At 42.6% G+C, this 23,311-nt stretch carries 22 protein-coding genes and 1 pseudogene; 6 read left to right on the forward strand and 17 right to left on the reverse strand.

Annotation, left to right across the window (positions count from 1 at the left end; all coding sequences use genetic code 11):
* Window positions 1-56: 56 nt before the first annotated feature.
* The 4 genes and pseudogenes from SYN7509_RS0210715 to SYN7509_RS30670 form a co-directional block, all read right to left on the reverse strand.
* Window positions 57-410: a helix-turn-helix domain-containing protein gene (locus SYN7509_RS0210715; protein ID WP_009631412.1), complete on the reverse strand. Its 354-nt coding sequence runs from the start codon at window positions 408-410 to the stop codon at window positions 57-59.
* A 154-nt stretch (window positions 411-564) separates the two neighbouring features.
* The gene (locus SYN7509_RS0210720; protein WP_009631411.1) at window positions 565-1,056 is read right to left on the reverse strand and encodes a cupin domain-containing protein; all 492 of its coding nucleotides are present in this window, start codon (window positions 1,054-1,056) and stop codon (window positions 565-567) included.
* Window positions 1,044-1,280 (reverse strand): 4Fe-4S binding protein, encoded by a 237-nt coding sequence (locus SYN7509_RS28460; protein ID WP_009631410.1) that lies wholly within the window; start codon window positions 1,278-1,280, stop codon window positions 1,044-1,046. Before SYN7509_RS28460 ends, SYN7509_RS0210720 begins: the two co-directional genes overlap by 13 nt.
* Window positions 1,250-1,510 (reverse strand): annotated as a pseudogene (locus SYN7509_RS30670) (class I tRNA ligase family protein); the annotation flags it as partial. The pseudogene SYN7509_RS30670 and the gene SYN7509_RS28460, both read right to left, overlap by 31 nt.
* On the opposite strand from SYN7509_RS30670, the gene SYN7509_RS0210730 reads away from it, so the two are divergent.
* Window positions 1,510-1,815 (forward strand): ATP-grasp domain-containing protein, encoded by a 306-nt coding sequence (locus SYN7509_RS0210730; RefSeq protein WP_009631409.1) that lies wholly within the window; start codon window positions 1,510-1,512, stop codon window positions 1,813-1,815. The pseudogene SYN7509_RS30670 and the gene SYN7509_RS0210730 sit on opposite strands and share 1 nt — an antisense overlap.
* Before the next feature lie 93 nt (window positions 1,816-1,908).
* Here the strand turns inward: SYN7509_RS0210730 and SYN7509_RS0210735 are convergent, their stop codons facing one another.
* The 5 genes from SYN7509_RS0210735 to purD all read right to left on the reverse strand — a co-directional run bounded on the left by SYN7509_RS0210735 (window position 1,909) and on the right by purD (window position 7,470).
* A complete protein-coding gene (locus tag SYN7509_RS0210735; protein WP_009631408.1) occupies window positions 1,909-2,244 on the reverse strand; it encodes a XisI protein in 336 nt (111 codons plus the stop codon).
* Entirely contained in the window at window positions 2,232-2,648 is a 417-nt protein-coding gene (locus tag SYN7509_RS0210740) for an element excision factor XisH family protein (protein ID WP_009631407.1), read from the reverse strand. The genes SYN7509_RS0210735 and SYN7509_RS0210740 overlap by 13 nt, the downstream gene beginning before the upstream one ends.
* A gap of 347 nt (window positions 2,649-2,995) precedes the next feature.
* Window positions 2,996-4,036, reverse strand: coding sequence for a S66 peptidase family protein (locus SYN7509_RS0210745; RefSeq protein ID WP_009631406.1), 1,041 nt, complete (start codon window positions 4,034-4,036; stop codon window positions 2,996-2,998).
* A 106-nt stretch (window positions 4,037-4,142) separates the two neighbouring features.
* Window positions 4,143-6,092 (reverse strand): two-component system sensor histidine kinase NblS, encoded by a 1,950-nt coding sequence (nblS, locus tag SYN7509_RS0210750; protein ID WP_009631405.1) that lies wholly within the window; start codon window positions 6,090-6,092, stop codon window positions 4,143-4,145.
* Window positions 6,093-6,192: 100 nt separating this feature from the next.
* Window positions 6,193-7,470, reverse strand: coding sequence for a phosphoribosylamine--glycine ligase (gene purD, locus SYN7509_RS0210755; RefSeq protein WP_009631404.1), 1,278 nt, complete (start codon window positions 7,468-7,470; stop codon window positions 6,193-6,195).
* A gap of 646 nt (window positions 7,471-8,116) precedes the next feature.
* Here purD and SYN7509_RS0210760 point away from each other — a divergent pair.
* Window positions 8,117-8,683 (forward strand): hypothetical protein, encoded by a 567-nt coding sequence (locus SYN7509_RS0210760; RefSeq protein WP_009631403.1) that lies wholly within the window; start codon window positions 8,117-8,119, stop codon window positions 8,681-8,683.
* 151 nt (window positions 8,684-8,834) lie between these two features.
* Here SYN7509_RS0210760 and SYN7509_RS0210765 read toward each other — a convergent pair whose 3' ends face one another.
* Genes SYN7509_RS0210765 through folK form a run of 4 tightly spaced genes read right to left on the reverse strand, consistent with a single transcriptional unit; the run spans window position 8,835 to window position 12,039 of the window.
* The gene (locus SYN7509_RS0210765) at window positions 8,835-10,265 is read right to left on the reverse strand and encodes a cryptochrome/photolyase family protein (protein WP_009631402.1); all 1,431 of its coding nucleotides are present in this window, start codon (window positions 10,263-10,265) and stop codon (window positions 8,835-8,837) included.
* 33 nt (window positions 10,266-10,298) lie between these two features.
* Entirely contained in the window at window positions 10,299-10,988 is a 690-nt protein-coding gene (locus SYN7509_RS0210770; RefSeq protein ID WP_009631401.1) for a Uma2 family endonuclease, read from the reverse strand.
* Window positions 10,989-10,991: 3 nt separating this feature from the next.
* A complete protein-coding gene (locus SYN7509_RS0210775; protein ID WP_009631400.1) occupies window positions 10,992-11,540 on the reverse strand; it encodes an NUDIX hydrolase in 549 nt (182 codons plus the stop codon).
* A gap of 4 nt (window positions 11,541-11,544) precedes the next feature.
* Entirely contained in the window at window positions 11,545-12,039 is a 495-nt protein-coding gene (gene folK, locus SYN7509_RS0210780; protein WP_009631399.1) for a 2-amino-4-hydroxy-6-hydroxymethyldihydropteridine diphosphokinase, read from the reverse strand.
* Window positions 12,040-12,196: 157 nt separating this feature from the next.
* On the opposite strand from folK, the gene SYN7509_RS0210785 reads away from it, so the two are divergent.
* Together SYN7509_RS0210785 and psb35 are read left to right on the forward strand one after the other, a co-directional pair.
* Window positions 12,197-14,596 (forward strand): transglycosylase domain-containing protein, encoded by a 2,400-nt coding sequence (locus SYN7509_RS0210785; RefSeq protein WP_009631398.1) that lies wholly within the window; start codon window positions 12,197-12,199, stop codon window positions 14,594-14,596.
* Between the two features lie 102 nt (window positions 14,597-14,698).
* On the forward strand, window positions 14,699-14,929 hold the full coding sequence (psb35, locus tag SYN7509_RS0210790; RefSeq protein WP_009631397.1) for a photosystem II assembly protein Psb35: 231 nt from the start codon (window positions 14,699-14,701) through the stop codon (window positions 14,927-14,929).
* Window positions 14,930-14,945: 16 nt separating this feature from the next.
* On the opposite strand, the gene SYN7509_RS0210795 is transcribed toward psb35, so the two are convergent.
* The 4 genes from SYN7509_RS0210795 to SYN7509_RS31315 form a co-directional block, all read right to left on the reverse strand.
* Window positions 14,946-15,371 carry a tellurite resistance TerB family protein gene (locus SYN7509_RS0210795; RefSeq protein WP_009631396.1) on the reverse strand — a complete coding sequence of 142 codons (426 nt, stop codon included), beginning with the start codon at window positions 15,369-15,371 and terminating at the stop codon, window positions 14,946-14,948.
* A gap of 24 nt (window positions 15,372-15,395) precedes the next feature.
* On the reverse strand, window positions 15,396-16,736 hold the full coding sequence (locus SYN7509_RS0210800) for a 16S rRNA (cytosine(967)-C(5))-methyltransferase (RefSeq protein WP_009631395.1): 1,341 nt from the start codon (window positions 16,734-16,736) through the stop codon (window positions 15,396-15,398).
* 76 nt (window positions 16,737-16,812) lie between these two features.
* Window positions 16,813-19,896, reverse strand: a complete 3,084-nt coding sequence (locus SYN7509_RS0210805) for a hypothetical protein (protein WP_009631394.1) — start codon at window positions 19,894-19,896, stop codon at window positions 16,813-16,815.
* A gap of 341 nt (window positions 19,897-20,237) precedes the next feature.
* The gene (locus tag SYN7509_RS31315) at window positions 20,238-20,363 is read right to left on the reverse strand and encodes a hypothetical protein (protein ID WP_255327304.1); all 126 of its coding nucleotides are present in this window, start codon (window positions 20,361-20,363) and stop codon (window positions 20,238-20,240) included.
* Window positions 20,364-20,377: 14 nt separating this feature from the next.
* On the opposite strand from SYN7509_RS31315, the gene ldpA reads away from it, so the two are divergent.
* Together ldpA and SYN7509_RS0210815 are read left to right on the forward strand one after the other, a co-directional pair.
* Window positions 20,378-21,472, forward strand: coding sequence for a circadian clock protein LdpA (gene ldpA, locus SYN7509_RS0210810; protein ID WP_009631393.1), 1,095 nt, complete (start codon window positions 20,378-20,380; stop codon window positions 21,470-21,472).
* A 51-nt stretch (window positions 21,473-21,523) separates the two neighbouring features.
* Window positions 21,524-23,254, forward strand: a complete 1,731-nt coding sequence (locus tag SYN7509_RS0210815; protein WP_009631392.1) for a R3H domain-containing nucleic acid-binding protein — start codon at window positions 21,524-21,526, stop codon at window positions 23,252-23,254.
* The last annotated feature ends 57 nt before the right edge of the window (window positions 23,255-23,311 follow it).

Below are 23,311 nucleotides of genomic sequence, written 5' to 3' on the forward strand. Positions count from 1 at the left end.
CTCTCTAATCAGCGATAAATTGTCGTCTTAGGTACTGGAAAACCACACTTAAGTTCCTAAGCAAGTTTAATTTGAATTGCGGTGGCTATTTGACCACGACGGGCTTTTTCTTTAAACCCATCTATTAGTTGTTTTTCCTCATCCCAACTTAAATAGCAATTACGTCTACCTCCTTTGCCTGGAGTAGATAATCCAATTTCTCCAGTGCGGTTATATTGCTGAATTACTTTTCTGACAAATCCTTGGGACACCCCACAATGACGCGCAATCTGAGCCGATAGTCTAGGGTCTGCTAGTGCATTGTAGATCACAAGCCATTTTTGTCTATCCCAATGAGAGGACGCTAACTTTATTTTTTGCTTGATTGTCTCCTTTTCTAAGTGAGAACAGGCTTTCGTTACTTGACCCACATATCCATTTCCCTTTTCCAAGTTTCTCTGTTTTACTACTCTACTACCTCTGATCGCAACTTGGTATCAGCATTACGCCTCTAGTAATGGTTGTAGGGAAATAACTTGAGGAACTTGTGAGGAAAAGGGCGATCGCTTATAGCTGTGTTGCTATCTAGGGATTAGTCAAAATTGCTTTGGGTTGCTTGGCATCAAATAAAGAGGCAGAAAGCAGAATAACAATACTGGCACTCTCATTTTTGCCATAATGTACCATTTTCGCTGGTTCAATCAATGAATCGCCAACTTTGAGAAGGGTTGTTTGTCCAGCTTTAAGAATTTCTTCGGTGCGATTGACTCTAATAATTTTGGCTGATCCCTTAACAACGGTATAAGTGAGCGTCCCAAATTCAACGCGCTCAATCTGCATTCCTGGATGGGTATGAGGCGGGAGATTAGCGCCCGATGGGATTGTATAACGCACCAACTCCAAAATCCGACCCTCGGCATCGCTGGGATAACCACTAGCTAAAACTTCACGAGTTACAGATTGAGTGTAAGTATTAACGGGTGGAGAGGTTTTTTGACCTCTTGCTATTTCCACTGTGCTAAACAATGTCAGTGCGATGAGGGGAAACAGAGAGATTGATTTTTTCAGAAATTCCATTGCTTTTTCTCTCGTGCGGTAATGAGAAAGTCTAGTTTAGCGCGATTCCCTTCGGGATAGCTTCGCTGCACGCGTTTCATTTCCCGGACGCTAAAACCTTGATAAAAAAGCGCTCCCGTTGGGCAAGCATTGACACATTTGCCGCAGGAAGTACAACTTTGGGACGTTCCCCAAGGTTGATTTAAGTCAGTAATTACATGAGAATTTGTTCCTCTCCCCGCCATATCCCAAGTATGCGCCCCTTCAATTTCATCGCAGACTTGAACGCAACGATTGCAGAGATACAACGGTTGTGGTCGATGCCAAAGTCCTTGTGGGAAATATCAACTTGGCGATCGCTTTGCTTCATATTCTGCAAAACTTTAAGTTCAATCGGCAACCCGTGACAATCCCAACCCGGCACATAACGAGCTTTGCGTCCCTTAAGTAACTGGTAGCGGGTGATGATATCTTTTGCAAAAGTTTAGGAACAATATTGAGGGTGGTCTTTGCATTCGACAAGTTGAAGACTTTATTTTAGAAACAGAGAAACGTTACTTTGTTATAGATGGTAAATCCTTTGCTCCATTGCCAGATAAAGAAATTCCAGAGATTGTTGAGGAGTGCGCTAAACGAATTAATAGTAAGTTCTTTTCGGTAGACGTGATAGAGCGCCAAGATGGTTGCAAACGAGTTGTAGAAATTGGCGACGGTCAAGTGTCAGATTTAGTTGGATGGACGGCGGAACGTTTTGCTTCGCTGTGGGCTGAGTACATCTAATAATTCTGTTAGATTACAGTTTAGCGATCGCATCCCAAGTAATATTTTTCTACGGCAAAGCGCGATCGCGCTATCAAAGCAATGTAAAAAATGTTAACTAACAGCATATTCGGTAAATTGACGTTTGAAGGCAGAATGAAAGCCAATAACAATATCAGTTTTTGGTACTCCCATTTCTACAAGCTCTTTAGCAATATCACTCTCTGTCCCGTTGTGCTGAAGCCAGATTTTTCCATCCTTGATATCTAAGTGCAGAATACAGCCATAAATTCGCCTTTCATCCTGCCAGCCGACATGGACTATTTGATAATGATCTCTAATCGTGTCAAAAATAAGTTCAGTTTCAACCGTGCGATCGTCACGACTAAGATCGGCATATTCTTGTAAAAGTTTCTGTACACTTTCGCGGTATTGCTCTAGTTTAGCCATCGCTCGATAACCTCCTGTTGTGGTTGATAGACAATCAGTTTTAATTGTTGGCTGCTAATAATACTTTGGGCAAGTTGAGTAGTAAAAAAGGAAGTATAGGTATCAACAGGTACAGCAAGATAGAGGATGTGTTCTGAGTATTGCTCTAGTAAAAGTGTCCGATAACTAATAAATTGACCGAGGGCAGTATAAAATTCTGAAATAGCAGAGTTTTGAACAAAGCTTTTGATTTCTACGGCAATCTTTTTACCTGCTTGTTCTGCGGCTAACACTTTCTCGGCTCCCAGGTCAATATATAGTTTGCCTAACTCATAGCGTAATAAAAGAGGATCGTGAGTAATTGTCCAACCATCTTTTTCTAGAGCGTGGCGCACGGCTTTGTGAAAGACATCTTTAGCAGGCATAGTCTTACACTACATTTCTTAATCTCTAGTTTATCTATAACCGCAGCAATAAGGAGCGATCGCTTATATTCTTTGAGTTTTTTAACAACCGCGCGATCGCGTAGCAGTTCAATAGCCTTACCCCTTTGACCTTGACGACCCTACACGCGAAGTAGAAGCTATCCTGAGAGCAAAACTCAACCAAGCTGAGTAGCGGCGGCTCGACTTTACTATTAGAGCGAGTTTTGTGAAGATTACAGGCTGTTTGTGAAATGCGATCGCCTCCTAAGTAATATTTTTCTGCGATAGTGCGATCGCGCTTTATAAAAAATTATCTAGAAACAGCATAAAAATATCTAAAAACTTGTCTAAATAACCGCAGATTCTAGCATCTTAATACTTCCGGCTACAGCATCAATTTCAACCTCTAAACCAATGGGTAGGGTAACGATGTTTTCTAAGTGACCAATCGCAGCGCCGTAATAAGCAGGGATTTTTAATGGTTGAATATGACCCCAAACCACTTCTTCTAAAGTCAACGAACCATAGTCAGCATCTGGCGTACAGCCCGGACATTGCCCAAAAATAAACCCTGCTAGTTTGTCAAATACTCCAGCAATTTTGAGGTGAGTCATCAAGCGATCTAAACGGTAAATATTTTCGCCTGTATCTTCTAAAAATAAAATTGCCCCAGCCATATCAGGCAAGTACAAAGAACCCACAATTCCCGATAACACAGACAAGTTTCCGCCAATAAGTTTACCTTGAGCCTTGCCTGGGGTAATAGTTTGAATGCGATTTTTTACCTGCATTAAACGATCTCCATCGTCGCCATCTTTAGGATTTGCGATCGTTACAGCTTCTCCCGCAAATAACACGCGGCGGAAAGACTCAGTTTGAGAGGTTCGCCACGAAGTTAGACCATTAGGCCCGTGAAAAGTTACTAATTGAGTACGGGCGTTAATTGCTAAAATTAGGGCGGTAATATCGCTAAAACCAATAATAATTTTAGGGTTTTGGCGGATAATTTCATAATCTAAATAAGGCAAAATGCGGCTGCATCCCCAACCACCGCGAATAGGTAACAAAGCGCTCACTTGCGCCTCTTGAAAAAATTGGTTGATGTCTGCGGCGCGATCTTTGTCGCTACCTGCTAAATAACCATAGCGATCGCCAACATGAGGGGCAAGTTTAGGCACAAGTCCCAGACCCCGCACGGCATCTAAAACTATATTTAGTTCTTCCCGGACAAAAGTAGCGCTGGCAGGGCTAATAATCCCTACAATCGCCCCAGGTTTTAGGCGAGGGGGTTTTAATAGCGGGCGACTTTTTGCTGTGGCTATTTTTAGGGGTGTTGCTAAGGCGCAAGTAGTAGCAGCGATCTGGAGAAATTGACGGCGATTGAGCATTTAGTTTGTTAAAGCTTTCACCTTTTTACACTAAAAGTTATTGTTTTGGTTAATTAATAACTACCTACATGACAATCTCGATCAGTTTAGGCGATCGCGGCAATTTTTAGGTCTTGCTGATGGCATCCATAAGCGAGAGATTAGCCGTTGACAATGGTTGTTCTACAAATACAGCTAAATCAAACCAAAAAGTTGTCCCTACACCAACCTCGCTAACCAGATGTACCGCGCTGTGATGCTTGTCAACAATATTGCGGACAATTGACAGTCCTAAACCTGTACCTTCTAAAGTATGGACGCGGTTTTCTACTCGGAAAAAGCGCTCGAAGATTGCTTGTTGATCTTCGGTGTCTATACCAATCCCCGTATCCGAAACTTCAATGCGGACTCGCTCGGCGACAGTATGAGAATGTTCGTTGATAGTTTCGGGAAGCAAATAAGCGCGAATTGCAACAGTTCCCCCTTGCTGAGTAAATTTAAGTGCATTACCAACTAAATTTGTAAAAACTTGCAGGAGTAAATCGTAATTCCCTAATACAGCAGGCAAATCCCTAGAGATTTCCTGCACTAGCTCAATCCCTTTATCCCTCGCATTTAGTTGATAGGTGCGTAAGGTTTGCTCCACTGCTTGCGCCAAGTCTACACCATCAAAATGATAGATTCGGCATGATTCCAAGCGTGATAAGTCTAAAACATCGTTGACTAAACGCGCCAGCCTATCGGTTTCGTGGTTGGCGGTTTCCAAAAACTCCCGACGCTCGGCTTCTGTCAATTCTTCCCCGTAATCGTGCAGAGTTTCGATGTGAGTTTTGATATTAAATAAAGGAGTTCTTAGTTCGTGGGAAACATTGCTAATAAACTGACTTTTTGCTTCATTTAGCTCTACTTCGCGGGTAATATCTTGAACAGTAACAGCAATACCTTTGATACTTTCCCGTTGCTGATTAACTACTGTCGTTAAAAGAATGCGTACCGTACGATCGCTTGGATCGCTAAGAGTTAGCCGAAACTCCGCACTATCGCGCTCTCCAGAGGCTATTTGATATAAGGGACGCGATAATTCTCCTCGCACCTCGGAGGGTAACTGATCGAGTACATTTACTCCCACTACTTCCGAGGTTTCCCAGCCAAAAATTCGCCTAGCGGTAGGGTTAACTAAAATCACCCGCAAATCGGCATCTAATAGCACCGCACCATCGGCAATAGTTGAAACCAATGTCTCTAACTTGGCTTTTTCCGCCGTCAATTCGTCAATATTTTGCTCGTCGTAACTTTCTAGCTTTTCTGCCATTTCATTGAAGCTAAAAATCAATTCTCCCAATTCCCCACTCAAAGGTAAATCTATGCGTTGCTTAAAGTTTCCCGCCGCAATATTTTTAACTCCCGTTGATAGCTCTTTAATTGGTTGAGTAATCATTAAAGCGTTAGAAACCGCTCCCAGTATTACCATTACCCAAATCGAGACAAAAACTGCGATCGTCACATCCCGCGTTAGATTTGAAGACGTTACCACCGTAGGATTAGGATTAGTACCGATCGCTAAAACTCCTAAGTACCTACCTTCGTGCAACAAAGGAATAAATACATCCGTAACTTCGCCATCGGGTGAAACGTGTTGACGTACCATCGGAATTTCGGAATTGGCGGCATAATTTTCGGGTAAATTAATGCGGCGAGCAATACTTAAAGAAGTTTGCACTTCTGGTTGCCAAAAAGGAATACCAAAAAAGATTTTTCCCGCTTCGTCGGCGTATAGCATATAGCGGACGCTAGAAGTGTTGCTATAAAAGCGTTGGGAAAACTGAGCAACTTCTGTGAGATTATTTTCGGCAACTAATGGCGCAACGTTGGAAGCTAGAAGCAAACCTAAATCGCTACCAAAACGGGTGTCATTTATCCGCGCATCTTGTTGAATAGTATTGACTGCCCAAAAGGTAAGCCCGCTCATAATTAAGGAAACAACTAAAGTTGCCGCCGCCAGTAGCTTTGTCTGGAGGGTAAAATCTGCCCACCAACTGGCGATCGCTTCTCTAAGTGTTTTTAACCAAATAACCATTTTTTATTTATATTAGCTTTTGTAATAAATCCTTACAATTAAAAACTAACAGTTAATTGGTAAATAGGTTGGCAATTAGACTCAAAATTTATTTTTTACTTTATTTTTGCACCCGATAGCCAATATCGCGTCGATAGTGCATCCCTTCAAAATGGATGCCGCTAATTCCAGCATAAGCACGAGCAATAGCTTGGGCAAAATTTTCGCCAATTCCTGTTACTCCCAAAACTCTACCGCCATCAGTAACTATTTGCGTGTTTAACTGCTTTGTACCAGCTTGGAATACATAGGTATTTGTTAAACCTTCAGCGCTTTTGATCCCAGAAATTGCTTCGCCTTTGCGATAATCTCCCGGATAACCAGAAGCAGAAGCAACTACACAACAAGCTGCGCCAGATTTCCAAGCAATAGGTGGCATTTCCCCTAATCTTTTTTCTACGCAAGCAAGTAACAAGTCTTCTAGAGGTGTTTCGAGTAAAGGTAAAATTGCTTGGGTTTCAGGATCGCCAAATCGACAGTTAAATTCCAAAACTTTAAATTTGCCCTCTGGTGACACCATTAAGCCAGCATAAAGTACGCCTCGATAGTCTATGTTGCGTTTGCGGAGTGTTGCGATCGCACTTTGCAATACCTCTACTTCTATTTTTGCCATCAATTCGGGAGTAACTAAAGGCGCAGGTGCATAAGCTCCCATGCCGCCGGTATTATCTCCCGTATCACCGTCACCGATGCGTTTATGGTCTTGGGCGGGTAATAAAGGGCGAATCACGATCCCATCGGTTAAAGCCAATACCGAGACTTCCTGCCCTACCAAACATTCTTCTACGAGGACAAATTTACCCGCGCTGCCAAACTGTCCCTCAAAGATACTATCAATTGCTCTATGGGCTGCCTCAACAGTGGATGCAACAATAACGCCCTTCCCTGCCGCTAAACCATCAGCTTTAATCACAATCGGTATAGATCCAGAATTTACATAGCCCTTGGCGGCGGCGGCATCGGTAAATACAGCAGCTTTGGCGGTGGGAATGCCCGATTCTGCCATTAATGCTTTTGCCCACGCCTTACTAGCTTCAATTTGAGCGCCAGCACGAGTTGGCCCAAAAACTTTAATTCCTAAATTTTGTAAGTAGTCGGTAATACCCATTGCTAAAGGTATTTCCGGCCCCACGACAACTAAATCAATATTATTATCTTGGCAAAATTGACCTATTCCCTTAAAGTCATCTACACTTATTGGCAAGTTTTGACAGCGTGTTAAAGTTGCCGTACCGCCATTGCCAGGAGCGCAGAAAACTTGTTTAACTTGGCTCGATTGCAGTAGCTTTAATGCGATCGCGTGTTCTCTACCACCATTACCAACAACTAAAACCTTCACCTCTACTACCCTCGCTCTCAAACCCAATTTCTATGCTGCTGTAAGTCTTGCTAAATAACTTAACTTTTAGCTTTGTATCTTCAATCCTATAGCGGATCGACCTAAAACACTGCCTATCTTAAATTGCTTGTTAAAACGTAATTGCCAGCCTGTTAAAGAGTTTTTGTAAACAAACACAACTTAACGAATATTTTTAGCGGTCTAATCATTTTGTTTAGGTTGCCTTTCATAGTCAATAAGCTTAACTTCAAGCCTTTTTTAGCAACCTAATTCTTAGTCTGCAAGATTTGAGATATTGTTGTTTTTTCTTAATTCAAGATTAGATCCAAAACAGTAAAACCCTTGCTAACTATAGTGCTGTCTTCACTGCGGAGATAGTTTATCTTAGTACGTCTACGTTTATTTTGTTAAAAAATATACTTAAACTACAAAATAATTACAGATAAATATTGTTATTTTTTATACTTTACTACGTACTTTAGTTTAAAAGTAAATTTACGTCTGACAAAGCTTAATTTAGCTTTACAAATAAAATCTGTAATTATGCCAAGTCAAATTGTAGTAGTGTTTGTTACCAAATAAAAAAGTAACTTGCACTTGATACAGGTGTAATAGATCACTTAAAAATAATTTACGGAGAATTACAATGAAACGATTTATATCTGCTCTTAAAACAGTTTTGGTAGTAGCCCCTGTATTAGGGTTATCTCTATTGGCACAAGAGGCATGGGCTGGTTCATTGATCTACGATCCTGGTGCTGACACCTGTACGGGTCTAAACTGCAATGCGAGTGTAATTTTTGGAACTTATCAACGAGATCAGGCTAATAACGCTGAACCCTTTACTGTTCAAGTCTTTAGTAGTGGTAATGAATGCGTGCGTATTCACGGGTTGGCTCAAGCAGTTGACTTAGAAGCTGTACTTGTTGCTCCTAATGGTCAAGTTTGGCGCAATGATGATGGAGGCGGTAGTCTTCGCCCCCTAATCAAAGCTATCACTCCATCTGTTCGAGGTTGGTATACACTGCAAATATCCGGCTATTCTGGCTTACAAGCTAGATCCGATTTTCAATTAGCCTATGGACGTTATAATTCGGCTAACCCCAACTGTAGTGGTGCAACAGTACCCAGTTTTGGCGCAAGTGCTGAAAATGCTCCAAAACCTAGCGGCAATCTAGGCCCATTACCACCCGCAGGTACAGGCAAAATTTAAAACAACGCTTTAGCAAAGAGCTTTTTAGTCCTTTTAACTAAAGCTATTACGTGAAACCGAAGATAAATAGAGCCTGAATTTTAGATCGTCGGCTGCTCAACCATTAAAGGTTAGTTGAGCAGCCTTTTTATAGTTGAAAATACGCTAACCGTTAATTTGTTTGCTGTTTATACAACTCTTTAAATAAACGCTGCTGAAGCTTATGATCGACAATTGGCAATGGATAACCCAGCGCGTCGCATTCGTCGGCGGGAATATTACCACTAATCAAAAATTCTGTATCTACAGACCTTAATTCCGGTAGCCATTCTCTAATATAGTCACCTTCGGGGTCAAATTTTTGCGCTTGACTTGCGGGGTTAAATATTCTAATTGGTTTAGGATCCATACCACTAGAAGCGCTCCATTGCCAGCCGCCGTTATTGGCTGAAAGATCGCCATCTATTAAATGTTGATAAAAGTATTTTTCCCCTAATTGGGGATTAATTATTAAGTCTTTTGTTAGAAAACTAGCTACAATCATCCGACAGCGATTGTGCATCCAACCGAGTTCGTTCATTTGTCGCATCGCCGCATCTACAATTGGGTAGCCTGTTTTCCCCTCACACCAAGCTTGAAAATATTTTTCGTTATTGTCGTAGGGAAAATTTTTAAAAACTTCTCGATACGCCCCGGTTTCTAATTCTGGGAAATTGTACATAGCGTGTTGATAAAATTCTCGCCAGGCTAGTTCTTGTTGCCAACCAACAATGCTAGTGTTCGTTTCATCGCTGCGGCTATTTTCTAACGCCTCCTTAGTTGCTGCCCATACTGTACGAATCCCAATTACACCAAACTTTAGCGCTGCGCTCAGTTGAGATGTACCATTTACTGCCGGAAAATTGCGTTGCTCTTTGTATTCGTTAATTGCTAGATAAGTAAATTCTTCTAGCTTTTGGGTGGCGGCGGTTTCTCCTGGGGCAATTACTAATTCATTTTCCCAATTAAAGCCTAAATCTTTAGCAGTAGGTAAAGCTATAACTCCTGCCTTAATAGCAAGATTTTTTTCGGCGGCTGTCAGTCCTGTAAGGTCTTTTAAAGCGGCTACAGGTTCGGCTTTGGGTTTACTTAGCCAATTGCGCCAAAAGGGGCTGTAGACGGTGTAGGGCGTATTAGAACCCGTGCGGATATCTTCAGGAGAATGGAGCAGTTGATCCCAGTTTTTTTCGATAAATTCGATACCTTTTGCTTGCAGTGCGTCAATTACTGCGCGATCGCGCGTTTGCGAATAAGGTTCAACATCCCAGTTCCAAAACACCCCACGAGCGTTTAAAATCTCTGCTAAAGCGGGTATTGCTTGTGTGGGATTGCCTTTAATAATCAATAACTCGCTACCTACTTCGGTGTAACGCTGTTGTAAGTGCTGCAAACAGCCCATCATATAAGTAACGCGCACGGGCGCAACATCATCCCGTTCTAAAATGTTGGGATCGAGGCAAAATACCCCTACTACCTTTTGACTATGCTCCCGTGCGATCGCAAGTCCCGTATTATCACTAAGGCGCAAGTCGCGGCGATGCCAAAATAAAATTAAGTCAGACATTTATAATTAATTTAGTACAAGTGTACTAATAGTTTACGATAGTTGATTAGCCAAAAGCTCGATAAATTGGGCGTGTTCTGGGGAATTTAATCCTAACTGTAAGATGGCGATCGCGTTTAGCATTTCTCCTGCTAGTAATAGAGGCACAGCTAACCACAAACCGGGAAAAACAAGACTTCGCACTACTCCATTGTCATCGGGCTGTAGAAGCACATATTCCCCTTCAGTAAGGCTAAACCAATCTAGTTTGCGATCAAAAACCTGCCAAACAATATATTCTTGAACACCATTGCGGCGATATACCTGTTTTTTAGCGTACAAATCGTAAGCGGCGCTACTAGCAGCTATTTCTACAACTAATTCCGGCGCTCCTTCTAGATAGTCATCATCGCTAACAATACTTTGTCCACCGGATTTGATTCTTAGTAAAGCATCGGGTTGGGGTTCGTTATCTAAATCTAGGCGCACGGTAGCGTTATCAAGCAAAGAAACTCCTGGCGTTGCAATCCAATAAACCGAAAGCAGCGCCATAATTACCGCGTGAGGTTCGCCGTGACTTCTAACTCTTACTGGCGAACCCATATATGCTATTCCTTCAATTAGTTCAGCTTTTTTTAACTTTGGCATCGTTGTATAGCGGCGCTCAAATTCAATGCGAGACAAGCGATCGCCATTTTCTAGAGGAAGGATTTGAGTAGCTGTTTGGATCTTTGAGGGAGTCATAAATTAAGTTAAAAACGGTTTGGCTAAGAAAAAGCTAGAAATCGATTTAGCATCTACTGGCTCACCTTCTAAAATAGCTTGTTCTAATTCTTGAGGAGTGAGCAAAACTGTCTCTATATCTTCGTCATCGTCTTGAGATAGCGGTTTCTCTAAAAGTTCCAACTCTTGAGCGAGAAAAGCATAAATAATCTCATCGGAGTAACCCGGCGCTAGGAAAAATTCACCCAGTTTTTGCCATTTATGAGCGCGATATCCTGTTTCTTCCTCAATTTCACGGCGGATTGTCTCGGCGGGAGATTCGTTTAGTTCCACCGTACCCGCCGGAAATTCTAACAATCTACCTTGGACTGCAAAACGATATTGTTTGACTAAAACAAGTTTACCTTCGGGAGTTACTGGCACGGCTAAAGCACCTCCAGGATGCCTAATACATTCCCATTCGCCTTCCGATTGGTTGGGTAAACGCAGACGATTGACTTCAAAATCAAATTTGCGCCCTCGGTATTGCAGGTGTTGCTTTAATAGTTGGGGGGGTTCGTTGCCGATTGCCATAGGGTTAAATTTTGATAACTCCTGAACAGTTTACCGCTTGCACCAATTGAGCGATCGCAAGTCCTGAAACTGGTTCAATCCAATTAGGAGCAATTTCTGCTAATGGTACGAGAACAAAAGCACGTTCGTTCATGTGCGGATGCGGTAATTGTAATTGAGGAGTATCTAAAATTAAATCTTCGTAGAGTAATAAATCAAGATCGATGGATCTTGCTCCCCATCTTTCTTTTCGCACTCGTCCAAACTTGGCTTCTACTCCTAGTAAGGTTTTGAGTAATTGCTGGGGTAGTAATTGGACTTCTAACAAGGCGCAACCATTTAGGTAATCTGGCTGAGGGATTCCGCCTACAGGCTTTGTTATATACCAACTAGAAACTTTCTGTACTGCAATACCTGGAGTTGCGGCTAATACTTGCAAGGCGGCGGTTAAAATACCGATTGAATCGCCTAGATTACTACCAAGAGCGATCGCACATTGTTTAATTTCACTAATTTGCAAAGCTTTCTTAGCTCCAATAAAAATTTATCTATTTTATAAGTTGCCCAAACTATAAGCTAAAACTTTATAATTTTCTCTTAGTTACTAGCGATCCCAACCAAGTAGAATAAACAAAACCATTGTTCGACTTGTAGCGTTATTGAGGAACTGTATAAAAGTGTCCAAATTAATCCCCTGGCTCAAAGATCGAACAAATAAGATTAGTGACTCTGCGCCAAGGGAAGAAGTCCGCACCGAAAAACTAACTTTGGTAGAGAGAATCAAAAATTTACCAAAGCTCGTTTATGCCAAAATTCCCAAGGATAAACCTCTATATCGTTACTATTGGTTTTGGCTGATACTTGTAGCTACTGGTGGAACTGTTGCTTGGACAGTCTTTTGGTTGGCGATTGAACGCAGTTTGCCTGAAGCGACCGAACTATACACTTTTGTCCGCGATGATACCTTAACTATAAAGGCTGGCGATGGTGGTATCTTGCAACAACGGGGTCCAGCGACAAGAGAACAGTTAAAACTTAGCCAAATACCTAAGCCACTGATACAAGCTTTTATTGCTTCCGAAGATCGCCGCTTTTACAATCATCACGGGGTAGATTATCAAGGCATTGTTAGAGCCTTTGTAAATAATATGCGATCGCGTAATTTGGGCGAAGGTGGTAGCACCATTACCCAACAGTTGGCGCGAATTTTGTTTCTCAATCAAGAACGCACGTTGGTCCGTAAATTTAGAGAAATAAGCTTATCCCAAAAAATCGAGCAAAAACTCACCAAAGAGGAAATTTTAGAGCGTTACTTAAATTTGGTGTATTTGGGATCAGGTGCTTACGGTGTTGCCGATGCTTCTTGGGTGTATTTTAGTAAACCTGCAAATAAATTAACCCTAGCAGAAATGGCAACTATTGCTGGGTTAGCTCCCGCACCTAGCCTTTATTCCCCAGTTGTCAACCCAACGGCGGCGAGACGGCGACGGGATTTAGTATTGCAAAGAATGCAGGAAGATGGAGTAATCACGCCGCAAATTGCCAAAACCGCCACAAGTACGCCCACGGCGCTTAAACCAAGTTTGCCCAAAAGACTGCAAGTAGAAGCACCTTACTTTACTACTTATATTCAGCAAGAATTACCTAAATATATTTCCCCAGAACTTATAGAAGCTGGCGGATTGACCGTTGAAACTACTTTAAACCCCCAGTGGCAAAAAGCCGCAGAAACGGCGGTAAAAAACACGGTAGCTCAAAATGGACGTTGGCAGCACTTTGAGGAAGCTTCCTTAGTTAGTATTGACCCCCGCAATGGCGAAATTAAAGCAATGGTGGGAGGTAAGGATTTTAAGGTCAATCAGTTTAATCGTGTAACTCAGGCTCAACGCCAGCCAGGCTCTACTTTTAAGGGCTTTGTCTATGCCGCCGCGATCGCTTCTGGAATGTCTCCCTACAAATCTTACATCGACGCACCTTATATAGTGGAAGGCTACGAACCCTTAAACTACGATCGCAGTTACCGAGGTTGGATGACTGCAAGTAGCGCCCTAATTTCATCTATTAATACTATTGCTGTCAAAGTTTTAATTGATGTCGGTTTTGAACCCACAATCAAACTTGCTCACAGTATGGGTATCAAATCCGAGCTTAAACCTACCTATTCTCTAGCTTTAGGCTCTAATGAAGTAAATTTACTCGAACTAACTAGCGCTTACGGTACTTTGGCAACCCAGGGAAAGCATATTGAAACCCACGGGATTCGCCGCATTCTCAATCGTAGTGGCGAGGTGATTTATAGCTCAAAATACCAGTCTAAACAGGTGCTAGACCCCGGTAGCGCCGCAATTATGACTTGGATGCTCAAAAGCGTTGTGCAGTCGGGTACAGGTCGCGCAGCGCAGTTGCATCGCCCAGTGGCTGGGAAAACGGGGACTTCCGACGAAGCCCGCGATTTATGGTTTATTGGCTACATTCCCCAAGTAGTAACGGGGGTATGGTTGGGTAATGATAATAATTCTCCTACCTGGGGTAGCAGTAGTACGGCGGCTTACACTTGGCATCAATTTATGGCTCAAGCTGTGGAAAAAATGCCTATAGTCGCATTTCCCTCAAGACCAAAGTTAGAAGGACGCAAAGGGAGCATCAAGGCGCAGAAACTTAAACCCAAACGCGTAATTTCTAGACGCATTCGTTCTAAACGTCTAAACGAGAACAGAGAGCAAAATAATTTACAAGCAATTCCTGAATCTAATCGGCAACGAAGACGCAATCGGCGTTACGAGAAGCAAAATCCAGAAACTACAGTACCACGCAATCGTAATTATAGAAGCGACCCAACTAATAACGCCTCCCCCAGACGACTACGCAAGCCCCCTGAATCCACACCACCAAAAGAGCGATCGCAACCTAAAGTCAGGATTAGGTCTATTCCTCAAAATACCCCAACCAAAACTCCTCCCCAAACACCAACTAGGTCTTGGCGAGAGCGGCTTAGACCTGTGGAAAGCCCTCGCTACAACAAGTCTCCTGTAGCACCCGCTCCTAACCCTACTCCGGGCTTTGGTAGCGATGGTTAAAATTTGTTTTAGCTATTGCCTTCATCCTTGGGGGAGATAGCAAAACAATACAGATTTTTGTATGCTCTTAAAATCAGTATTGCCTAATATTAGGAGCATAAAATGATTAATTTATTAATGCAAACCGCCGCCCAAGCCGCAGAAAATGGCCCTCATTTTCCTGTATCTTTCACCTTAGTATATGTAGTTGGATTTATTGCGGCGGTATCAATTGGATCTATTGCTTGGTACAACTCTAAGCGTCCCGTAGGTTGGGAAGATAAAGAACGTCCTGATGTTGTCCCCGAAGTCAAAAAAGAAGTAACTCCTGGTATTGGCGAACCTAAAGCTTAAATAAGTCGCCTAATTTTTACTTTTGACCCTCAACCCAACGGCGGTAAAGCTTTTGAATTTCTTTGATTACTGCATTATGGGCGGGTTGAGGTGCATTATTTCCTGGCTCTAAAGACTGTAATTGAGTCAAAAGTTTTGCTTCTTCAGTATCTACATCACTATCACTATAGATTATACCGCTAATGGATTCCAGCAGTTTTTGATAGTCGGCGGTAGTGGGAGAGTTGCCTAAATAATCCTGCACCCATTGGTAACATTCTGCTGTTTCTACTTGCCGTAATTCCTGAAGTAAGGGATAAATTTCTGGGTCTTGAGCTACACCTTTTTCTTGCGCTACTCGGTTTAAATAAGTGCGTTCTTCTGGCTGAATTTTGCCGTCAAGCCAAGCCACGCCAATTAATATTTTGACTAGCTGTTTAACATTATTTTCTTGATTTAACATTGTTTTTCTCTAATAACTAGGAATTTACTGGCTTTTTCGCAATCGCACCATAAAAAAGCCATCCATCAAATCTTGATATGGTAAAACTTTAATCCAACCTGCGGGTTTTGCAAAGGTAAAACAAGGTGAATTGGGTGCTGGGGGTTCAATTTGCCAATTAGTATTTTGAGCCAAAAAATTCGCAATTATGTTTTCGTTTTCTTGGGGGTGTAAGGTGCAGGTAGAGTAAACCATTACGCCCCCTGGTTTGACAAACAACGCCCCTTGAGAAATTAACTCGGCTTGCAGTAATGAAAGTTCTTGGATACTTTGGGGAGTTTGTCGCCAACGTGCATCAGCGTGGCGGTTTAATGTTCCTAAGCCAGAACAAGGAACATCTAGTAATAGGCGATCGCATTTATCGATAAATTGCTCAAAATGGCGGCTATCCCCTACTTGAATTTGAATTGATTTTAGTTGCAGGCGCTTGGTATTTTGTTGGAGTTTTCGCAAACGGGAAGCTGTGCGATCGCACGCCCAAATTGTCCCTTGATCTCCCATCAATTCGGCAATATGGGTAGTTTTTCCCCCTGGTGCTGCACAAGCATCGATGATAAATTCACCGCTTTGAGGATCGAGTAAATGGCTAACTAATTGAGCGCTACTATCCTGCACCGTCCACCAACCATCGTTAAAACCCGGTAAGTTTTGAATTGCTCCGGTACTTCCATTTATCCTTAAAGCTTGGGGTAAATAAGGAACGCGACTTACATCTATACCCGTTTCTTGTAAGGCGGTTTCAACTTTTTCAATAGAACTTAGGAGCGGATTTACTCGTAAATCTAGCTTTGGTGGTTGGTTTAACCACTGACAAAGTTGCTCTGTAGCGGTGAAGCCAAATTGCTCTAACCAAACATCGATTATCCAATCTGGATAACTGTGCAGAATACCTAGTCGTTCTGTAGGATTTTCTGGCAACTGAAGCGGATCGATTCCTGTTTCGGCGATGCGGAGGTATTGGCGCAATACACCATTTACAAAGCCTGAAAGTCCTGAAAGTCCGTTTTTTTTAGCTAATTCTACCGTAGTATTCACCGCCGCCGAGGGGGGAATATGGCTCAAATATCGCAGTTGATACAAGCCTAAATGTAAAATTGTGCGGAGTAGTGGGGGTTGTTTATCGGCTTTTTTACTGGCTAATTGATCGATGAGAGTATCAAGAAGTCGCATTTGGCGGACGCTACCGTAAACAAGCTCGGTTACTAAACCGCGACTTCTTGGATCTAGGTCATTTTTGCTTAATACCCGCTCCAAGGCGACATCAGCATAAGCTCCTTTGTGGACAGCACTTAGAGCAATAAAGGCATTTTGGCGAGAATCTTCCATAGTTATAGTTTAGGTTTTGAACCACAAAAAAAGCCTCCGGTTAGGGAGGCTTAAAAGTTTTTAAAGCATAGAGATTTTAGCCAATCAGATTTCTTACGGCTAAGATTCCAGCGATCGCACTAGCTACTAATGATGTCAGTGCGGTACTAAATAACCACCAAGCTGCACCAGAAGCGGCTTTTTTAGTTTCTACTGCTTGTTTTTGTGCTTGCTGTTTAATGGACTCTAAGCGTCTTTGAGTTTCTTTTTGAATGCGATCGCCTTGTTGCAATACTTTGTCTCTAGTTCCTTCAATTTGAGCAATAATCCGGTTCGCATCGGCTTCGGAAATGTCTTCGCGGGAACTAAGGACAGCTACTAAGGTTTCACGGTCAAATTGCGATAACCTTTCGCGTAAGGCGCTAAATCCAGCTTGCGGATCGTCAAATACTTTGCTGAAATCTTGCTGGATTCCTTCGTAATTCAACTCTGGACGTTCTAAGGAGTTTAGGTAATTGCGGACTTTGCCAAATACTCCTTCAATGGCGGAAGTTACGGTTTGCTGGATTTTTTGCGCTTGTTCCACAATGGAGTTGCGGACTGATTCTACTTGATCGGCGATGCGGTTTGCTTCTTCAGTGCTAATATCTTCTCGTTGAGATAGTAGCGATACCAGGGTAGAACGATCGAACTTAGAAACGCGACTTCCTATATTTCCCAAACCAGAACGCGGATCGTTAAGTAGTAACTGTAGATCGCGCTTAATCCCATCTGGATTAAGTTCGTCTTTGTTAGTGTTTCGCAAATAGTTTTCGAGAGTAGCTTCAAAATCAACAACTTGCTGAGTAGCGCGACTAGCTAACCGACGCGGTGCTTTAACAATACTGTTAATTCCGGCTTGCAATTGGTCGATGGCTTTGTTTACTTGTTCCTCGCTCAAGTCTTGGCGCTGGCTGAGAAGTTTTACTAAGGTTTCCCTGTCTACGTGCGATAATCTTTCCCGTAGTGCGATCGCGCCAAGTTTGGGATCTTCAAGTAATTTACTCAAATCTCGCTTGATTCCTTCAGGATCGAGTTCTTCTAAGTTGGTATTGCGGAGATATTCAGCAATTTTTGTTGTAGTTTGCTCGTACTGCTCTTGAGCAATTCCGGCTAGTTTCTGCGGCGCTTGCAAAATGTTACTGCGTACTGATTCTATTTGATCGAGGGTTTGGTTAATTTGCTCCTCATTCAAGTCTTGACGCTGACTGAGCAGTTGTACCAAAGTATCGCGGTCAAACTGGCTCAATCTCTCTTTTAGTACGCTAATTCCAGCTTGCGGATCGGCAAAAAGAGTTTGAAAATCGCGCTTTATTCCTTCAGGGTTTAGTTCTTCCTTGTTGGTATTGCGGAGGTATTCTTCAACTTTAGTCCGTACTTCTGTAGCTTTAGCTTGCGCTTGTTCTTGGACTTCTTTAGCTTTATTAACAACCCCATCGCGGGAGGTTTCCAACTGGCTAACAATCCCTTCTGCTTCTTCGCTGCTGATGTCTTGACGCTGGCTGAGAAGTTGGACAAAGGTATCGCGGTCAAATTGACTCAGGCGATCGCGTAGCGCCTCAAATCCGGCTTGGGGATCTTCTAATAACTTCTGGAAGTTTTGTTTAATTCCTTCAGGATTTAGTTCTTCTTTCCCTGTGTTACTCAGATAATTTTCCACCGATGCGCGGATATCTTTAGTTTCTCCCTGGGGTACATCGCCAAGACTACCCAAAACTTCAGTGCGAATACTCTCTAATTGTTCGGCTACTTCGGTAATTTTTGCAGGTAACAAGTCGCCACGAGCAGTTAATTGTTGAGTAAAATACTCTTTATCTATTTGCTCTAATTGTCTCTTAACGGTTGCTGGATCGGCTTCAGGGTCGTAGATAACATCTTTAAACTCGTTTTTGATAGTTTCGCGGTTTAAGTGCCAACCGTAGGAATTTAGCAAATAGTTATCTACATCGGCTTTAATAGTGTTGAAAGCTGGTGCTTTCTCAGCGATCGCAGTACCAACTTTACTAACTTGTTCTGTGGCTTTCCCTGTCAACTGCTGCAATTGACCAGAAATTTTTTCTACATCCAAGTCGGACAAATCTGTTCTTTTTAAAACTGTTCCTAGCAATGCACTTACTCCTAGTTGCATTGCTTGGTTCATCATCCCGCCGTTTTTGTTTCCGTTACTTTGACCATTGGTGGCTAACTTCTGGAGTTGTCCAGCTAAATCAGAGGAAGTCAATTCTTCGGGAGTCGCAGACTGTAAAAAGTTCTGAATCTGCATTTGTGGGTCTACTTGCGGCTGACCAACTACATTTTTCCAAGCACCTTCTAATTTATCGACAACTTTATTAATGTCTTGTTTAGAAAAGTCTGTACGGCTGCTAACTAAGTCTACCAACGTTTGACGGTCAATATTCAAGCCTTCATTTCCTGCTAGGCTTTGCAAATTTGAGCTACTAAGTATTTTCTCAAATTGGCTACCAATTTCCTCTACATCTAGCTTAGGCAATTGCAGATTGCTTAAAGAACTTTGCAAAGTGTCGCGGATGCTATTGGGGTCAATTCCCGAAGTCAATTCGCGGCGAACTGCGGCGGTAATAGATTCAGCTGTCGAGACTAATTGCGACGAAGCGGCGCTTGCACCCATAGCGGTAGCAGCAGTTCCCATCAATCCTTGAAAGCCAGATGTAGCAGTGCTAACCACCGAGCCAATCAACGAACCGACGGTAGTTGAACCTACCCAAACTAACAGCGAAAAGTAAGTAGACCAAATCACAATAGCTGTAATTGCGCCTAAAACTGCACTGCTAACTAAGCTAAGTTTTACTGCTAAAAAACAAGCAATAAATAAAGCAATACTAACAGTGATTAAAGTCCAAAGACCTACCGCCGTTTCTATTTTGCGAATAGTGCTACCCAAGCTTTCTGTTTCATCAGAATTAGACGAACCGCCTAAAGCCGAAATACCAAAAGCAACAGAGAAGTTTGTTAATAGTAATTGAAAGGCAAAAGCCATCAATACCCCGGCAATTAGTGCGACCAAAAATTGCGGTGCTGAAAATAAAGCTAAAGTTTGCGGTATCTCGCTTACCTGCGTTTCAACTACTTTGGCTACTCCTAAGCATTGACTAGATAACGGAATAATTGTACTTAAGTTCATAAGTTTCCTTCTTTGTTAAATTATGCTCGGTTCTTGTTACACAACAATTTGCGTACTAAGCGTTTGGCATTTATAAAACTGTTTTATAAACGTCAATTGCTAATTACTGTTTGACTACTTATTTGTAGTTCCATTTTCTATATGCGTTGCTGGCTCTTTGCTCTAACTCCCTCTAAGGTGAGAACAAAGTATGTTTATTTATATAATTTTGTAAATAACAAAATATTTAATAGGTTATAATCTAACGCGTCAATTATGCGGCAGCCAGCAACAAGGAAATGCGATCGCCTTTTCTCTGTAGACAGTTATATTTGTTACTGATTTTTGCAGTCAGCAAAGTTTTAAATATCGGGGAAGGGAATAGAAGTGCGATCGCCTAAATACTGTTTATCTAGCGAGGAGTGGATGATTGAACAAAGATTTATCCAAACTTTGCTAAAAATTGCTGCTATTTTTTTACGTAGCACACTAGCATATAGAAGTGACTAATTCGTACTACCCCTTACGCTCTCTAGAACAAGGTAACTGGCTCAAGCTGATTTGCGGAGCTAGTTTTCAACATCTACCCTCCGTAAGAAATTTAACTTTAGCTTATGCGCTTGCGGGTGTAGATTGTATTGATGTCTCCGCCGATGGAGCAGTAATCGCCGCCGCCCAAGCAGCGCTACAAGTAGCTCGTTCAATGCAAAGCACAGCGCAAAAACGGGGCTATGGGATTAAACAGTTACCCTGGTTAATGGTAAGTTTGAATGCTTCTGAAGATCCGCATTTTCGTAAAGCTGCTTTTGACCCCTTAGCTTGTCCTCCAGAGTGTCCGCGTCCTTGCGAACCAATTTGTCCAGCGCAAGCAATTGTATTTAACAGCTTGGAGGATGATTTTTCAGGGGTATTAGAGCCTAATTGTTATGGCTGCGGGCGATGTTTACCAATTTGTCCCAGTCAATTAATTAAGACCAATTCTTATGTAGTCCCAAAAGAAGACTTCGCACCATTAGTATTATCTCAAGGAGTCGATGCGGTCGAAATTCATACCCAAGTAGGTCAGTATACAGAATTTGCTAATTTGTGGACTAGCGTCAAGCCTTGGGTAAGTAAGTTGAAATTAGTAGCAATTAGCTGTCCCGACGGGGAAGGGTTAATTGACTATTTATGGAGTATCTACAAACTAATTTCACCATTAGAAAGTGCTTTAATTTGGCAAACCGACGGGCGACCCATGAGCGGCGATATTGGTGATGGTACGACGATTGCGGCGGTAAAACTAGCCCAAAAAGTTCTAGCAGCTAAGTTACCCGGCTACGTGCAGTTAGCCGGAGGGACTAATAGCTACACTGTACCTAAGTTGCAAAAACTAGGGATGTTAGGCAGTAATTTAAAAGGGGGTCGCATTTGCGGGGTTGCTTATGGTAGTTATGCCCGTGTGTTGTTATCGCCAATTTTAGAACGATTAGAACAATTACAAAATAAAACTAATGAATTATCAACTGTTGGCCTAGAACAAGAACCCCAATTACTTTGGGAAGCTGTAAACATGGCTCAAACTTTAGTTTCTCAGCTTAAACCGATTGCTTGCTAAAAGTTTCCCTTTGTCCTATCGCTCTACGTTAATAACGTCACTGTAGAAAGAATGCAGATTACAGACGATCTCCAAAAACTAATTGATATTTTACCGATAGAAATTCAACAAGCCCTAGACCAACACGAATTACGGGATAGCCTAGTTGAAGTAGTAATGGATTTGGGTCGCCTCCCCGAAGCCCGTTTTCCTAACCGCGCCGAATATTTATCCCAAGTTCCGGTTTCTCAAGAACAGTTAAATGATTGTATCGAGCGCGTCGGACACTTTGGCGGCGACAATCGCGCCGGAATTGAGCGAACTTTGCACCGGATTAGTGCTATTCGCAATCGCACAGGAAAAATTATCGGTTTAACTTGTCGCGTTGGTCGGGCAGTATTTGGCACAATTGACATGATTCGCGATCTTGTAGGGACGGGTCAATCAATTTTAATGCTCGGTCGTCCGGGAGTCGGAAAAACTACCGCTTTAAGGGAAATTGCCCGCGTTCTGGCTGACGAACTCAATAAGCGCGTAGTAATTATCGATACTTCCAATGAAATCGCTGGAGATGGCGATATTACGCACCCAGCTATCGGTCGAGCTAGACGAATGCAAGTATCGCGCCCCGAACTACAGCATCAAGTCATGATTGAGGCGGTAGAAAATCATATGCCCGAAGCGATCGTTATTGATGAAATTGGCACGGAATTAGAGGCAATGGCAGCCCGAACCATTGCCGAGCGCGGCGTACAGCTAGTTGGGACGGCTCACGGCAACCAAATTGAGAATTTAATCAAAAACCCGACTTTATCCGATCTAGTCGGCGGTATTCAAGCGGTAACGCTAGGAGATGAGGAAGCAAGAAGGCGGCGAAGTCAAAAAACTGTTTTAGAGCGTAAAGCTCCGCCTACTTTTGAGATTGCGGTAGAAATGCAAGAGCGCCAACGTTGGGTAATCCACGAAAGCGTCGCCGATACTGTAGACAATTTGTTGCGTGGAAAGCCGCCAACGCCACAAGTTAGAACGGTTGGGGAAGATAACAAGGTGACAATTACTCAAGAGCAACCCGCAGTCAAAACGGCACGTTCTAATAGCTCTTGGCAAGGTGGAGAGGAGATAATTGAGTCGAATCTAACTACTATGCGATCGCCTGGATGGAGAGAAACAGGTAAAATGCTTCCCACACCTCAAGTAGCTACTGGGCGCATTTCAGGAGTTGGGGAGTTTGACCGCTTACTTGAGGAATCTTTTGATCGTTTTGGTTATAGCCCTACTCCTGGTCCCAATGGCGAAGATTTGCCTTTGCATATTTACCCTTACGGTGTCAGTCGCAGTCAGTTAGACCAAATAATTGAAGTGCTAAATTTGCCGATAGTGCTGACCAAAGACATTGATGGAGCTGATGGAATTTTAGCATTGCGATCGCACCTCAAGAGTCATTCTAAGTTGCGCCATATTGCTAGAGTCCGCCAAGTCCCCATTCACATGATTAAAGCTAGTACCATTCCCCAAATTACTCGTTCTTTGCGACGGCTTTTGAATATGGATGAGCCAGGACTTGGCGACGAGCGGGAAATGAGTTTATTTAGTCGCAATGGTAGCGAAGATGAAATGGATGCGTTGGAGGAAGCAAGGCTAGCTGTTGAGCAAATAGTCATTCCTAAAGGGCAACCTGTGGAGTTGTTACCCCGCTCTCCGAAAGTGCGGAAAATGCAGCACGAACTTGTCGAACATTACCATCTCAAATCGGATAGTTTTGGCGATGAACCCAATCGCCGTTTACGGATTTATCCTGCGTAATCGCAAAAATTAAGACGTGGGTGTTTTGCCCAAAATTTAACCCTAAATAAAGCGGGA

Origin of the sequence: Synechocystis sp. PCC 7509, from assembly GCF_000332075.2 — a bacterium.
GTDB lineage: Bacteria > Cyanobacteriota > Cyanobacteriia > Cyanobacteriales > Chroococcidiopsidaceae > Aliterella.